This is a genomic window from Johannesbaptistia floridana (assembly GCF_057440575.1).
Genome location: NZ_JALKVM010000026.1, coordinates 1 through 16,245, shown reverse-complemented (window position 1 = coordinate 16,245; position 16,245 = coordinate 1). Strand labels below are relative to the sequence as shown.

At 36.9% G+C, this 16,245-nt stretch carries 12 protein-coding genes; 4 read left to right on the top strand and 8 right to left on the bottom strand.

Translation table 11 applies throughout. The features are described from left to right. Positions 1-149 precede the first annotated feature (149 nt). Together MW688_RS01695 and miaA are read right to left on the bottom strand one after the other, a co-directional pair. Positions 150-704 (bottom strand): RDD family protein, encoded by a 555-nt coding sequence (locus MW688_RS01695; RefSeq protein WP_486734180.1) that lies wholly within the window; start codon positions 702-704, stop codon positions 150-152. A 135-nt stretch (positions 705-839) separates the two neighbouring features. Continuing rightward, the gene (miaA, locus tag MW688_RS01690) at positions 840-1,733 is read right to left on the bottom strand and encodes a tRNA (adenosine(37)-N6)-dimethylallyltransferase MiaA (protein ID WP_486734179.1); all 894 of its coding nucleotides are present in this window, start codon (positions 1,731-1,733) and stop codon (positions 840-842) included. Positions 1,734-1,878: 145 nt separating this feature from the next. Here miaA and gyrB point away from each other — a divergent pair, with 145 nt between their 5' ends. Next, positions 1,879-3,801, top strand: coding sequence for a DNA topoisomerase (ATP-hydrolyzing) subunit B (gene gyrB, locus MW688_RS01685; protein WP_486734178.1), 1,923 nt, complete (start codon positions 1,879-1,881; stop codon positions 3,799-3,801). A 606-nt stretch (positions 3,802-4,407) separates the two neighbouring features. Here gyrB and MW688_RS01680 read toward each other — a convergent pair. After that, positions 4,408-4,782, bottom strand: a complete 375-nt coding sequence (locus tag MW688_RS01680; protein WP_486734177.1) for a c-type cytochrome — start codon at positions 4,780-4,782, stop codon at positions 4,408-4,410. A gap of 270 nt (positions 4,783-5,052) precedes the next feature. Here MW688_RS01680 and MW688_RS01675 point away from each other — a divergent pair, with 270 nt between their 5' ends. Together MW688_RS01675 and MW688_RS01670 are read left to right on the top strand one after the other, a co-directional pair. Then, entirely contained in the window at positions 5,053-8,391 is a 3,339-nt protein-coding gene (locus MW688_RS01675; protein ID WP_486734176.1) for an ExeM/NucH family extracellular endonuclease, read from the top strand. A gap of 110 nt (positions 8,392-8,501) precedes the next feature. Further along, positions 8,502-9,008 carry a PEP-CTERM sorting domain-containing protein gene (locus MW688_RS01670; protein WP_486734174.1) on the top strand — a complete coding sequence of 169 codons (507 nt, stop codon included), beginning with the start codon at positions 8,502-8,504 and terminating at the stop codon, positions 9,006-9,008. A gap of 180 nt (positions 9,009-9,188) precedes the next feature. Here MW688_RS01670 and MW688_RS01665 read toward each other — a convergent pair whose 3' ends face one another. The 3 genes from MW688_RS01665 to MW688_RS01655 all read right to left on the bottom strand — a co-directional run bounded on the left by MW688_RS01665 (position 9,189) and on the right by MW688_RS01655 (position 12,193). Continuing rightward, positions 9,189-10,046: a bile acid:sodium symporter family protein gene (locus MW688_RS01665; protein ID WP_486734173.1), complete on the bottom strand. Its 858-nt coding sequence runs from the start codon at positions 10,044-10,046 to the stop codon at positions 9,189-9,191. Between the two features lie 197 nt (positions 10,047-10,243). Next, positions 10,244-11,227, bottom strand: a complete 984-nt coding sequence (locus MW688_RS01660) for a glycosyltransferase family 2 protein (protein ID WP_486734172.1) — start codon at positions 11,225-11,227, stop codon at positions 10,244-10,246. Positions 11,228-11,233: 6 nt separating this feature from the next. Further along, positions 11,234-12,193 (bottom strand): glycosyltransferase family 2 protein, encoded by a 960-nt coding sequence (locus tag MW688_RS01655; protein ID WP_486734171.1) that lies wholly within the window; start codon positions 12,191-12,193, stop codon positions 11,234-11,236. 350 nt (positions 12,194-12,543) lie between these two features. Between MW688_RS01655 and MW688_RS01650 the strand changes: the two genes are divergently transcribed. After that, positions 12,544-13,422 carry a hypothetical protein gene (locus MW688_RS01650; protein ID WP_486734170.1) on the top strand — a complete coding sequence of 293 codons (879 nt, stop codon included), beginning with the start codon at positions 12,544-12,546 and terminating at the stop codon, positions 13,420-13,422. A 66-nt stretch (positions 13,423-13,488) separates the two neighbouring features. Here MW688_RS01650 and MW688_RS01645 read toward each other — a convergent pair whose 3' ends face one another. Beyond that, complete coding sequence (locus MW688_RS01645; RefSeq protein WP_486734169.1) at positions 13,489-14,388, bottom strand: hypothetical protein; 900 nt, start codon at positions 14,386-14,388, stop codon at positions 13,489-13,491. Between the two features lie 301 nt (positions 14,389-14,689). Then, a complete protein-coding gene (locus MW688_RS01640; RefSeq protein WP_486734168.1) occupies positions 14,690-15,712 on the bottom strand; it encodes a DUF6492 family protein in 1,023 nt (340 codons plus the stop codon). Positions 15,713-16,245 lie beyond the last annotated feature (533 nt).

Sequence of the window (16,245 nt, the reverse complement as noted above, 5' to 3'; positions counted from 1 at the left end):
CTTAACAAGTTTATTCAAATTTTCAAGGGAAATTTTTGACCATCACAAAGGTGACGAGGAAACTCCTGTTATACCGCTTTTGAAAACCTAAGTATAACTACTCAGAAGAAGAGGGCGATCGCAGACCTACTCATCAAACCGCTACTAAACTAATTTCTTCTTCGGTTTCTTAAACTCTTTTTGACTTCCCAGTAAATGCGTCGTAGGCGTATATCCAAAGAAAAGCCGCGACGAGATGGTACCATTCTAGTCTTAGCTACTCGGTCATGTAAGGCTTGATTCAACTCTTCATCTGCTAAAGCCATACTGCATTCCCCTAATAGTGGACAAACCAAAATTAATGTAGAAAAGGGATTAATAAAGGCAATATTAAGTCCAATCATCGCTAAAAAAGCAGCAAAGCCTAATATCCCCTCTCGCTTAGCTAAATTAATTACTGGAGGAATACGCGGATAACGAGTATCAATCAGTTTCATATCTAAAGCCCAACGCCCTATACTTTGACCCCGATTACCTGCAACTACTAAAATTCTTAAAATTACCCAGGCTAAAATAAATATTAGCAGTTGTATTAAAAAATTACTCCCTCCTAACAAAGAGGTAATTAACCATATAATTACATAGTCTATCAAGAAAGCATAAGCTCGCCTATCTAAAGGGACTTTCGGTATATATTGATCTTGGTAAAGTGATGGTGGTTCCATAGTGATAAGGCAGCATCTAAGTTAAAAAAGTAAATATTTAAGTTATCTGTATTCAAGTTCTACTTATATATTAACTTAGATATTATTTGTCCTGAACTTTTGCCGCTTGTATGTCTAAAAAATATATTTTAGTGTTTACAAATCACAAAGGTTCTGCTGAATAATGGCCAAACTCTGGGATAACAAATGATCACAATTAGCATCTAACCAATGGATATTGGGGACACGTTTAAACCAAGTTCTTTGGCGTTTAGCAAATTGTCCTGTATGTAAAATAGTTAAGTCTTTAGCTTCAGCTAGAGAAATTTCTCCAGCTAAATATTGTTTAATTTCTTGATAACCTAGAGTAGCGAATAGGTGGAGATTAGCATCGTATTTATTTAATAAAAATTCTACTTCATTAACTAATCCAGAGGCCAGCATTTTCTCGGTACGTCTGGCGATGCGTAGGCGAAGTTCTTCCAACTCAGAATCTAAACCTATTTGTAGAATGGGATATGGTGGAGGGTTTTCCCCTTGTTGTTGAGATATAGGTCTTCCTGTTACATAATATACTTCTAAAGCTCTAATGGTGCGTACACGGTCATTAGGATGAATTTTGGCAGTAGCGTGAGCGTCTACTGTGTTTAAAAGTTGATAAAGGTATGGCTGGGGTAATGAGTTTAGTTGAGATCGCAATTGAGGCTGAGGTGATACTGGAGGAATCAGCAAACCTCTAACGATAGATTTTATATATAGACCAGTTCCCCCCACCAACAATATGGGTTTATTGAGACTTTTAACTATTGCTTGAGTTTGTTGTTGATATTCTGCCACAGTTAAGATCTGATGAGGATCTTGAGTATCAATCATATAATGTTTAACTGCCTGTTGTTCTGCCAAAGACGGTTTAGCCGTACCAATATTAAAATCCCGATAAACTTGACGAGAGTCAGCGCTAATAATCACGGTATTGAGAAATTTTGCTAATTCCATTGCCAAATGAGACTTACCTGTTGCTGTAGCTCCACAAATCACAATTATTTGCATTTTTTATTAGATATACCCCCCAGTTTAAATTGCTTTCAGTTAAAGGTTTAAACCTTTTTAAACCCTTTTATGTTATAATTTTGGAAGATTTTATCATCGAATCAAAAAAACTAGCTTAAGAGCGTATATTGGAGATTATAAGTACATGACTAGTAGTTACAGTGCTGAACAAATACAAGTTCTAGAAGGTCTAGAACCAGTCCGCAAGAGACCAGGAATGTATATAGGCACGACAGGACCGCGTGGACTGCATCACTTAGTATACGAAGTAGTAGACAACTCGATTGATGAAGCATTGGCTGGTTACTGTACTCATATAGAAGTGGAGTTAAATGAAGATGGTTCCTGTCAGGTAACAGATGATGGAAGGGGAATACCCACCGATACTCATCCTAGCACAGGAAAGTCAGCATTAGAAACAGTAATGACAGTTTTACACGCAGGGGGTAAATTTGGAGGTGGAGGGTATAAGGTTTCTGGGGGGTTACATGGTGTAGGAATTTCTGTAGTTAATGCTTTATCCAAACAGATAAAAGTGGAAGTTTGGCGAGAAAAAAAGCTACACATCCAACGCTATGAAAGGGGAATACCAGTATCAGAATTAGAAGTTACGCCAACAGAGGAGAATAAACAAGGTACATCAGTAACTTTTTTACCAGATGACACTATTTTTACGGAAACAACTCAGTTTGAGTATAATACCCTAGCGGGAAGACTGAGAGAATTAGCCTATCTCAATGGTGGAGTAAGAATTACCTTTACCGATAGAAGAGTAACACCAGAAAGAGTAGAAACCTATTGTTACGAGGGGGGGATAAGGGAATACGTCACGTATATGAATAGAGAAAAAGACCCCCTACATCCAGAGATTATTTATGTATCAGGAGAAAAGAACGGAGTACAGGTAGAAGTAGCTCTACAATGGTGTTCTGACGCTTATAGTGATAATTTATTAGGTTTTGCGAACAACATTCGTACTATCGATGGGGGAACTCATTTAGAAGGGTTAAAAACAGTACTAACTAGGACTATAAATAGTGTAGCCCGCAAACGCAATAAGATCAAAGAAAATGAATCTAATTTAGGAGGTGAAAACGTCCGGGAAGGTTTAACAGGGGTGATCTCAGTTAAAGTTCCAGATCCAGAATTTGAGGGACAAACGAAGACAAAACTAGGGAATACAGAGGTTAGGGGAATAGTTGATTCTTTAGTTGGGGAAGTTTTAAGTGAATATTTAGAGTTTAATCCTCAAGTAACAGATACAATCATCGAAAAGGCGGTACAATCTTTTAAGGCAGCAGAAGCAGCGCGTCACGCACGAGAATTAGTAAGGCGCAAATCTGTGTTAGAGTCTTCTCCTTTACCAGGAAAATTGGCAGATTGCAGCACCCGGGATCCCGCAGAATCAGAAATATTTTTAGTAGAGGGTGATAGTGCGGGAGGATCAGCTAAACAGGGACGAGATCGCCGTTTTCAAGCAATTCTTCCCTTGAGGGGTAAAATTCTCAACATTGAAAAAACTGATGATTCCAAAATTTATAAAAATAATGAAATTCAATCATTGATAACTGCCTTGGGTTTAGGAATTAGAGGTGAAGAGTTTGATGAAAAAGGATTGAGATATCATCGTATTGTGATTATGACTGATGCCGATGTGGATGGTGCCCATATTCGTACTCTTTTATTAACCTTCTTTTACCGTTATCAAAGGGATTTAGTAGACCAAGGTTATGTGTATATCGCTTGTCCTCCCTTGTATAAGATTGAAAGAGGACGCAACTATTATTATTGTTACAGCGATCGCGAGTTGCAAGAGAAATTGCGAGAATTTCCGGCTAATGCTAACTACTCTATTCAACGCTTCAAAGGATTAGGAGAAATGATGCCTCAACAACTGTGGGATACTACCATGAATCCCGAATCACGTACTCTCAAACGTGTAGAAATTGAAGATGCTGCGGAAGCAGATCGCATTTTTACTGTGTTGATGGGAGATCGGGTGGCGCCTAGACGAGAATTCATTGAAACCTATGGATCTCGTCTTAACCTCGTTGATTTAGATATTTAGCTGTCAAATAACATTTTTTGTTCTACTGTAGAATCATAAGCTTATGGTGCGTTACACTTCGTTAACGCACCCTACATTTCTACATTTCTACATTTCTCATATCAAAGCACCAGTACTTATGTACTAAATCAACCTCAGAAAAAGTTCATTTCTCTTTCGCCTAAGATCTTACACTCGGTCAACCAATTTTTAACCTCCTTCGGGTGAGGCAGGAGGGAAGATTTTTAGTTAAATTAAAGATGTAGGGTGCGTTAGCGGAGCGCGTAACGCACCGTTAAGATACTCATAGTGATGTACCAAGTGAAATCGCAAATCTGTTATTGAGACGATTGTTTAATTCTCATAATTTCTTGATAAACCTCCTCAGATACCATTACTAGTAATATTTAGGGCTTGCTGAATAAATCTAAAACTATTACTGGATATAGGTTTGAGCCTGTTTTTCATGGCGAAAAGTGCCTCGTTTTTGAATGTATTATGCTAAAAATAGTGCATTTTTTCTCTTAGATTACTTAAGTACTAATAAGTAGTCCCCCCCTATTGCCTTTTGCCTCTTGCCTATTCCCTATCTCCTCACACTTAACTTACTTTTTCAGCAAACCCTATTTATAATTGTTCTAAATATTTGAGTAAATCAGCCATTTCTTGAACATTAGGCTGGAATTTAGGCATGGGTGGGGTTTCGCCACTAATTACTTGGTGAATGATGCTAGATTTGGATCTACGTTTAGAGACAGCATGTAAATCAGGGCCAACATTTCCATTTGCTTCTATTCCATGACAGCCGGCGCAGTTAATTTCAAAGATAGCGTGGCCTTTTTTGCTATAGCCAGTAGCCGCCAACACTTCTTGAACGTATGGGTCAGAAAGGGGACTCATATATATATTTACTATAGTAACCGCCAAAATTATGGTGATGGCGATCGCTCCTAGGATTATTCCTTGATTAATTAGCTTAGATTGGGCAATTTGACTATCCACGGTTTATCTCAACTGTTTTAATCATCTCTTTGTAATTTTGCAATATTTTTGCTTACGGATTTGGGGTTTGTTAATAAATTTAAAGAATTTTTAAGAAAATTTTCAATTATATAAATAATTATAGCAGTCAAGACCTAAAGTGAATTTAGCATCATGAACGAAAGATAAAAAATTAATTTGCCCTTAACTAATTCTTAAATTAACCTTAACCTGAACTACAACATCAGTAATGTAGAATTCTTAAGAGAAATTATACTTAAACATAAAAACATGGTAGCAACCACATTATCAGCAGGTGATATAGCTATTGTCGGGTTCAACTTTGACAACCCAGACGAATTTGCTTTTACGCCATTAATAGATATTGGTTCAGGTACAGAAATCAATTTTACCGATAACGGCTGGAGAGCTGATGATACCTTTAGAGATACAGAAGGTACTTTCACTTGGACAGCGCCCACAGATATTACTGCGGGAACGATAATTAACCCCACTCTCAGCAGTGTGGCATTCTCAACTAGTGGCGACCAAATTATTGCTTACCAAGGAGATAGTAGTAATCCCACCTTTATTTACGCTCTCAACAGCGAAGACAATCCCGGGGTATGGCAGTCTGACGCCACTAATTCTAATACTTCTGCCTTACCTACAGGTTTAGTCAATGGTGAAACCGCAGTAGCTGTAGATGAAATTGACAATGCCATTTATACAGGTATTACTTCCGGTACCCAAACAGAACTACTAGAAGCTATTAGTAATAAGTCCAATTGGTCTGGCAGCAATAGCACCAGACAGACTATGCCAACAACCCCTTTTAATCTAAGTGGTAGTGGCTCCAACCTAGTTATTAATGAAATATTGGTTAGCCACGTTGGCACAGACGACACTGAATTTATCGAAATATTTGGCACACCGGGTACATCCTTAGAGGGCTTAAGTTTCATTGTCGTCGAAGGAGATCTTTCTACAGTAGGCTCAATTGACCGTCAAATTGACTTTGACTCAACCAATGTAATTGGCGATAACGGCTTTTTCTTGGTGGGCAACCCCGTTGGTTTAGATAGGGAATATGGAGTGACTCCAAATCTAAATATTGGCAATAACTTTTTAGAAAACGGCAGTTCCACCTATGCTCTAGTAGAAACTAACAGTCTTTCTGGTAATTCTGTTACAGGGAGCGAAGTTGTTATTGATACCGTCGCCTTAACAGATGGTGATGTAGAAGATACTTTTTTCTTTAATGCTCCTGTTCTTGGTCCCGATGGTACATTCTTCCCAGCGGGTGCCCGTAGAATCACTGATGGAGTAGATACAGATACAGTAGATGACTTTGTATTTAGTGACTTCAATCTAGGTCCAGATAATACTCCTACGGCAGGAACTACCGATGATGGTAACGGAGAAGGCCCCATTGTGATTCCCATATACGACATCCAAGGTAGTGGTACATCCAGTCCAATAGTGGGTCAAACAGTTATCACTGAAGGTATTGTTACCGGAGACTTCCAAGATGGTGATGCGGATGAGAGCCGTAACTTGCGGGGATTTTATGTACAGGATGAAACGGGAGACGGCGACTTAACTACTTCTGACGGTGTATTTGTATTCGAGGGTTCGACTTTAATACAAGATGTCAATGTTGGAGATGCAGTTCGCATCACAGGTACTGTTAATGAATTTTTCGGTGAAACTCAAATTACAGCCAGCGCTATTGAAATTATCGGCACTGGTTCAGTTGCTCCAACTAACGTTGACTTACCCACTACTTCTGTCGTACCAAACTCTGATGGTGAATTAATTGCTGACCTGGAACAATACGAAGGGATGTTAGTAAACTTCCCAGAAACTTTGACTGTTACGGAACTGTTTAACCTAGACCGTTTCGGTGAACTGCAAGTTTCTGAGGGTGGTCGCCTGCGACAGTTCACTAATAATAATCCTCCTAGTGTTTCTGGTTTTCAAGCCTACCTAGAAGATATTGCTAGTCGGACTATTACTATTGATGATGGTTTAACAATTCAAAACCCAGACCCAATTATTTATCCAGCTCCCGAACTAGACTCTAGTAATACCCTAAGAATGGAGGACACAGTTACCAATTTAACTGGTAATGTTCGTTTTAGTCGCGCTAGTGGTGGTTCTGGTGACGAAACATTCCGCATTATGCCCACAGAAACACCTAATTTTGTGGAAGAGAATTTACGTCCAGAAACTCCCGAAGATGTAGGCGGTACCCTCAAAGTTGGAAGTCTCAACGTTCTCAACTACTTTACAACTTTAGATGACAGTGGCGGTACTAGTGGTCCTAATAATCTTGAACCTAGAGGAGCAGATAACCAAGCAGAATTTGATCGTCAACAAGAAAAACTAGTTACTACTATTACTACTATTGATGCCGACGTCCTAGGACTGATTGAGCTTGAAAATACTGAGATTATCAATGGTGAAGACGTCGTACTCGAAAACCTAGTTGATGCAGTGAATACAAGATTAGGTAGCGAAGTTTACGACTATATTTCTACTGGTTTTATTGGCGGTGATGCTATTAAAGTCGGTATGATTTACAAACCCACTGAAGTTAATCCAGTAGGTGACTTTGCTATTCTCGATAGTTCTGTAGATCCTACTTTTATTGATAACCGCAACCGTCCTGCCTTAGCTCAAACTTTTGCTGAAGTAGGCACAGGAGAAGAATTCACCATTGCTGTTAACCATTTTAAATCTAAGGGAAGTTCTGGATTAAGCGATACTAGTGACCCTAATTTTGACCAGGGAGACGGTCAAGGTTTCTGGAATGCTGTTCGTACAGATGCGGCGATCGCCTTAACTAATTGGTTAGAAACTGACCCCACAGGCAGTGGCGATGATGATTTCCTCATTGTTGGTGATTTAAATTCTTACGCTCAAGAAGACCCCATTCAAGCTATAGAAGCCGCAGGATATACTAACCTAGCGGCTCAGTTTATTGGACCTGATGCTTACTCCTTCGTATTTGATGGTCAAGCAGGAACTCTCGACTATGCTTTGACTAATCCTAGTTTAACCAGTCAAGTGACAGGAGTTACAGAGTGGCACATTAATGCTGACGAACCTGATGCTCTTGATTACAATTTAGATTTTGGTCGTAACCCCAATTTATTTGATGGTCAAGATCCTTTCCGCACTTCCGACCACGATCCCATCATCGTAGGTTTGGATTTAGAAAGTTCTAATCCTGGACAAGTAATTGATGGTCCTAACAGTTCCAGTAATTTGGTAGGAACTGATGGAGATGACACAATTACTGGGTTCCGACGTTCAGATACTCTCACAGGTGGTGGTGGTAGCGATACTTTTGTATACACTAGCTTAAGGGATGCAAGAGATACTATCACTGATTTTGCAGTTGGTAGCGATATAATTGACCTATCTCAAGTATTAGATGTTGTTGCTTATACAGGCACTGATCCCCTTGCTGAAGGTTATGTGGGCTTTGTTTCTACTTCTAGTAGTACATATTTGACTATCGATCCTGATGGTAGCGTTGGTACAGGTCGTCCTCGCTCTCTAGTGGAAGTTCAGGGAGTTACCGCAACAGAACTTAATAACCCCAGTAACTTTCTTTTTTAATGATTTGTTATTTAATTTAAGATGACAGGGCATCGTTCAGTAATGGGCGATCGCTCAAAATCTTATTCTCAGACCCTGTCCAAATAGTAGAAATTTATTCACCAATAATCATGACTAATCTATTGCAAAAATTTTCCTTCTTTGCTACAACTACAGTTCTAAGTCTTGCTGCAATCAATACTAATCCGGCTAACGCTGCTTCGGTTATTTACGATTTTGAAGTTAATAATTTAGATGGTATTCTCGCAGGTCAAACATTTTCTGGATTATTAGAATTTGATGATAACAGTTTATTAGTTTCCGACTTCAGTTTCAATTTCTTGGGGGAAAACTATACTGAAGCTGATTTAATTAATCCAGAGATTGTTGTTGACCCTAATTTCCTCGGATTAGTTGCTGATGTTATCGATACAAATGTTGAATTTTCTTTTTTAGAAGCTGTACCTGCAATTAATGAGCCTGCTGCTTTTATCTACTTAATCAATGGAGAAGAAGCAGGGGGAGATGTTAACTATACTTTGCGTAGCTCAGCGACTACACCAGAACCGACTACTCTTCTCAGTTTATTGGCTTTAGGTGGTATCGGTTGTGTGAATGTTTTCAAGCAGAAAAAGTAAACATATTAATAATAAATCCCCTCTGTTGAAGCTCCCGTGCTCCGGTGCTCCCTGCTTTTCCTCACCATTTTCTTTGTCAAGAACAAAACAGCCCTGGGGGGTGCAATAAACTTACTCAAAATTGCCAGGTTATTTTCAGAACCTGGCTAGTTTTTGTATGATCTTATTTGGGGTTTATGGCTAATCCTTCGGCGATCGCCTTAAATATAACTTCAAATAAATTAAGCCAACTATAGCAAAAATCACTGTAACAGAAAGTAAAGGTCCTAAAGCCTGTTTTTTATGAAAATTAACAGCCGCAATCAAAAAGGCTAATCCAACATTTCTAGTTATACTGATTAAGGCTAAAGTTATGCGGTGTTGCCGATCAGGACCTCCAAAAATATGCCCAATTGCTATTAAAGCAATTCCGACTACAATAATAGTAATTATTGCATAAAAGCCTATTTGTAAGATTGACTTAAAACTAAAAAATAAAACTAGTAAAACTAAACCGAGAAAGAAGAAGTTACTAACTTTTTGGAGAGTATCGACTACTTTATTAGCAAAATCGGTAAATTTTTCTTTAATAATCATTCCTATTGCTATAGGAATCAGTTGAGCGATCGCTACCTGTTTTGCTATATCGAGGGGATTTATGGTAAAATCAACAATTTCATAATGGAATAAAGGTATTAAAATTTTTAAACTTATAGGAGTAGTAATAAAGGAAATAGCGGCTAAAATTAAATGCAAACTCACTGCATAAGGTATATTACCTTTTAGGGATTTAATTACCTTTAAACTGGTTAAGGGAGGCGCAGGAGATGCAACTATAAGTATCAAGGCCAAACCAATATTAACAGATGGTTGAAAAATGTTGACAATTAACAAGGTACATAAGGGTGTAATAATATCAATAATTACTAAAGATTTAAGAATAAGATTGCGATGATGATTAATAAATCTAAGCTGATTAAAACTAATACTAAGTCCTAAAGATAGCATTAAACTAAAAATAGTTATTTGAGCTACTATAGGGATTATTTTGATGAGCATTGAATTTTCTGATAATTTTAAGATCATCTTAGCTCAAATTTTCAACCTTACTTCAAGACTCCTTACTCCTTACTCCTTACTGATTACTTCAAGACTCCTTACTTCAAGACTCCTTACTTCAAGACTCCTTACTCCTTACTCCTTACTTCTTACTCATTACTCGTTACTCATTACTTCAAAACTCATTACTTCAAGATTCATCCACAACCAGTAACTTTTGGAAAAGATGCAATATCTGAGTTAATTAGTGGTTGTAACTTAAGAGATTGAGGGGTAAGAGGTTGAGAACAATGCTGCAACAAATGATAGGGTTGATTTCTATATTGCCAAGGGTCAAAAATGCTAATATAACGACCTGTCATAATGTTGTGCCAATCTCTGGGAATAGCTTGAAGAAACAGAGGAGTATCAGCATTGAATTGTTTTTGTACTCCTAAACCTCGACGGATAAACAGCCAAAACATTTTTTTTGCTTGCCACCACCAACTAGACTGACAATATTGACCATAGATTTCTTGATATTGTGCTTTATATTTAGCTTGTTTAGCCATCATTTGGTCATATTCTCCCGAATTTTGGTCTAATTCCCAGTTGCGATAGTGATGAATGGCGATCGCCTTAGTGTAAGCAATATCATACCCACACAAAAGTACTTTGGCTGTTAAATCTGGATCTATACCATAATCACGAAATTCTTCTGAGAAACCGCCTAATTGTTGGATAATTTCTGTGCGCAACATGCCTTGGTTAACATTTAAGATACCGATGCTGGAGACACCACCAATATAGGGTGCCTCTGTAAATGGTCCTTGAAGGTCTTTAGTTTTCAGTGCTACCATGCCTAAGTTAGCATTTTTTTCTAAAATATCTACTGCTAAATCTAGACTCTGATTAACGATAATATTATCATCACTCAACCAACAAATATAGGGAGTATCTATAATTTTAAACACATCATTATAAGCTTTAGCTTGACCGAGTTTTTTCCCCACAAAAATGGGAATAATAGTTTCTGAGGCTATTCCTTGTAAATATTCAATCGTACCGTCAGTGGAACCGGCGTCAGTAATATAGACTTTTAGAGATATTGTTGTCTCTTTGATGATACTTTCTAGGGCTTTTTTGAGTAAATCAAGGCGGTTATAGGTTCCTAGTACAACAGATAGTTTGATTGGCTGCATATCCAGTTAATTATTCCAATTAGTTTGAGCAGTTTGATCGGGATCTTGATAATCTATAGTAATTTTTTCCCTTAATTCTTGCCAGTGGGGATGATAGTAAATACTCTCCCAACGTTTCAGATAAACTTCGCGGTCATAGTCTAACACTGCATTATTGCTTTGCCTGACTTCTTCGGCTGGATCATAAAAATGTTCTACAAATGCTTGAGGACAATCAACAATTTCATAACCATCTAACCACATTTTCAAACATACATCACTATCAGCCTTATAAAATATGTATTGTTCTTCTTCTACCCAACCTACGTCAGCTAGAGCATCTTTGAGATACATACCATGATTAATCGCCAGTTTACCTCCTAAAGATTTTTGCACATAATATTGTTTTTCTCTAGGCCAATTGCGAAAATAAAAAGCAACTCCTCCTACTCGACGCTTAGCTTTTTCCATTTCTTGAAATTTGTCTAAGCCTGCGTTAACAGCATTAGGCAGTAACAAACAATCATCACTAATCATGAGAATATATTTACCTTGAGCAATTTTGAAGCCTAGGTTCATAAAATATCCCCAACTACGCCTTTTCAGAGGTTTGCCGCGAAATTCACCGCGGTTATGCTGAACAATGGTGACAATATCTTTTTGTTGAATTAGCCATTCAATCGCTCCATCAGTAGAACCACCATCAATGACAATAATCTCGTATGGTACCCTAATTTGGTTGTTGCGTACACTTTCAATTGCTTTTTTGAGTAAATGGCAGCGATTGTAGCTCCCTATAACAATAGAAACTACACATTGATCAGGTCTGGGGATTACTGGTTTAACTAGTTGTTTTTGGGATCTTTTTTGAAGAATTTTTTGAGATTTAATTAATTCTGCCTCCGTAGTTGGTGGTTTAGGAATAGCAATTAGTAGTTTTTCTAGACGATATTTGAGTTTAGATAGTAACTTTTGTATTTTTGACATCGACTTACCTTAAACAGCTTTGAAGGCGGACATTCCAACTTTTATGAAAATATCTGATGAATCGCTGTTCGTTTTTTGGCTTTTTTAGGTTATCATACATCGATGAGTGATAGATAACAAAACTGTTAAAAACAAAATAGTAAGCTTCTGAGTGCATCTTAATTGAACTGTGAAGACAAGGAAGGAACACCGGATCTTCAAAAGCACAGAGGACTATCAGTTTTTAAGTTAATTTGATAAGATCTAGTTTAAATGCGTATTAGCTTATTTAGTTAGTATAATAAATATTTTGAACATTCAGTAAAAAACCATATACTAATATTTACAGTAAAATTTACTTGAAAATGATTATGTCTGAATCAATCGCAGAACTGTTAGAATCTCTACCTCAAGATAACTTGACTATAAAAGTGCTAAACGCTCTTGATTTTGTAGTACCAGGTACTTATAAAAATATCACTGATTTTGAAGAAATGATTCGCGATACTGTGGGGTTAAAAGATAAGGAGAAAATCAAAAATATCCGCAGAAAAGCGGTAAATTTGTATAAAGATAAAAAAAACGGTTATCAAACAGCAGTTTGGCTATACCAAATGGCAGATAATACTGATAAGGCGATCGCTGCTGCTGCCATTGCTGACAAAGTGGGAGATACTTTGAGTTTTATTCCCTTTTTAGATAGATTAACTCCCAAGGCAGACACAGTCCAGAGTATAGATTTAAAACTCAAACTAGGTATTGAACTACTTGCCTATATGAAAATGAATGGATTTACCATCAATCCTGTAAAATTTGCCCAGACGGTTTCAGAAAACTATCGTGATGAAGCTTTAATGCGGATGGTTGCTTTAGTTAGTATTGATGGTGTGATTCCTCTAGGTCCTGATTTTATTAGTAATATTAAATCAAAAGGTGATGGTGAAGAAAGGTCAGCTTTAGCTAATAATACTAGTCTTGGGGAAATCCAAGATCTAATTCCTGATGAAGACCCGAAACATTTTCTTGATCAAACTTTTAATGCTATGGATGGCTGGATGGATAATCTAGTTAACAAAGCTGGTTTGGATAGAAACAACTTGATGAATAGAATGGGTGGTTTTATAGAATTTGCTGATGATAAGCTAGACTATGCGGCGGCTTTTCTTGATGCTAGTACTGATATTTTCCGCCATACTGGGATTCAATCAGTTGCTAGACATGTTATCAAACGTGCCAACGAAGAACTATAAAAAAACATATTAGTAGGGTGCGAAACGCTTCGTGTTTCGCACCCTGATTTTATTTTAAGCTTGTTATTACCCCGAGAAGTCATAATCAGGGCGATCGCCTGTTTTCATGGCTGTAGCTAGGGTTTTGTAAGAAGCTACATGATCCACACAATATCCAGAAAAGTAGTATCTGGCTGGTTCATAATGATTTTCTGCCGTAAAGGGTGACAAAAATTGATCGTAAACTAAATCTTTTCTCACAAAAAAAGCATTTACTCCAGATATATTACATCCCACTAGATAATATCCTTTTTTCTCTAAATTAGTCTCAAGAAATTTCAATGACACTCCATAGCAATCATCTTTTTCCCAAGTGTGGGTTTCATTATAATCCATGCAATATAAAATAGGTGGTCTAAATTTAGCATTGTATTCAATAACAATTACCCGAGGGCTAATACAGGTGATTGCTTCAAGAATATGATAATCATTACCATCAATATCAACTGATAATAAATCTATTTCTTGAGAACTAATATTAGTAGAAATCAAATCGTTAATATTATCTCTAGTTATAAAAGATTGAACTACTTTTAGTTGTTGTGTTTCAATGAGGGGAGCGAAATATTTTGTGATTTTTTTTACAGAATTTGAAGAAGCATCAATCCATAAACCTTGCCAATCATTAAACAAAAGGGTTAGAGTATTATTTTCTAATCCATTCCCAATGCCAAACTCTACAAAAATTTTATTAGTTACACCAATTCTCTTAAATATTTCTCTAATTATGCCATCTTCATCAGTTTGAGAATATATTTTATAGCCAAAGGGAATCAAACGTTTTGACTCTAGATAGCGTTTATGGTTTTTAATTCTTTCCATTTCCTGGATAACAGGAATTTGCTCAAGACGTTGCTTGACAATTTGATTATACTTTTTTTCTTGACTGAGAGTGTTAAAAAATTCCTTGATTTTATTAAACAGCATAGGCAAAATTATGATTTAAGCAGTTGCAAAAATATCTTATCTAAAAATACAGCTTTTGACTATATAGCGTTTATCGGACTCATGAGGTACATAAAACATCAGCATAGCAGCATAGCTGCCTCGTAGCCTCCTGCCTCAAAGCGATAACCTCTGTACCTCACCAGTATGAGAATTGCTATAGGACTACTTAATATTTATGAAAAATATTTACATGGTTTCAGTAATTGTACTGAGAAAAAAAGGCGCTTTTTTGAGAATTACGTCTAATAATGGCGCCAAAATCAGTTAATTAGGACAAGTTTTAATTGGTAGGAACATCTATAGTATTCCAGCGCGATCGCAATTCCTCAATATGTTTATTTTCTTTACCTTTTTTCAGATGTCGAGGACTACTTTCAAAAGACAAAGAGGAGGGGAGAGAATCTAAACCGTACTCTGTTTGAATAAAAGACTTAATTTTTTCATAGGATGGAGCAAAATCCTGATGAGCTAAATTAGATAGTGTTTCTACCTCATTCTTTTTCAATGAAGTGCAAAATACCCCAGTTCCATCATCAAAAAAGCGCTCGCTGGTTTCTCCATAATCAGAATAGGGATAAAAAGCAAAATCATCTGAGGCTTTAGCCGCTACCCATGAGGCATAAGCCCAATATTCACTAAAAGTACCAAAGTCATTAGCAGAACGCATCATCAACAATAGCCAGTTCTCTGGTGATTGATAGTAATTTTGTACTTGCTGCTTAAAAGAGGATAGATATTCTTGCTTAAACCACATATGATGGGGAACAAATGTACCTGTACTATCGGTAATTGGTTCGACTCCAAGAACTGTACGAATCCATTTGTCCCATTTGGAAACAATACTAAAATTACCCCACTGGTTATGTTGCAACAGAGCAAATTTATATTTTACAGTTTCTTCCTCATAACTAATTATGGGCCAAGTAGCTACAGGTAGTAAATCACTATCCCAGACGATATACCATTCACTGAGGTTTTCAATTCCCTCACAAGCACCTAGTTTCAAAAGTTGTTGATAAAACCATCCAGGATTATACAGGGATTCTCCTAAATTTAACTCTTGACAAATTTCTTCTTTAGTAAGACCTGCGGGTTTGACAAAAAAGGTTTCTTCTTCATGTACATTAATTGGTGCTGTTTGCCACTGTAGACTTTTTTTTCTAAGGGAATCTGCTTCTGTGGTTGAGGTGATGATGTGAATTGAGCGAGGTTCGTAGTAAAGGCTGATAGCTTCTAGTACAGCTCTTGTACTCCATCGAGTTTTATAGAGAGGGATCACAAAGTCAAAAATTTCTTTGGTCATGAGTTTCTATCTATTTTGTCCTGGACAATAAATAATAACAGTTGAAATAGCCAAGAAATAGTATGATAATTTACTATTTTCAATCTTTTGACAGATAAATATAGTGACTAGTTGTAGAGAATTTTAAGAAAATTAATCACTATTTGTCAATCAAGATAAGAATCATCTCATCAATTAAATGGCGATCTCCTCAGATAAGATCCCTTACCAAGGGGGACTTTTTTATAATACTAATTATAATTTACACCAGACTCAAGGCGATCGCACTCTTGTAGGTTGGGTCCTTGGTTACGAAACCCAACAATCTCTTTTTTACAAGGGATTTTAAAAATTGATTCTCGCCTGTTTTGGTCTAAGTTTTAGACTAAATCCTACTTACAAACCCAAGTTATTATTAAAGATAAGTTTGTAGTAGGGCTTTAGCCCTATCAACATTTAATTTCTATATTTATTGGACTAAAGTCCAACTACGAACCTATAATTTCTATATTTATTGGACTAAAGTCCAACTACGAACCTATAATTTCTATATT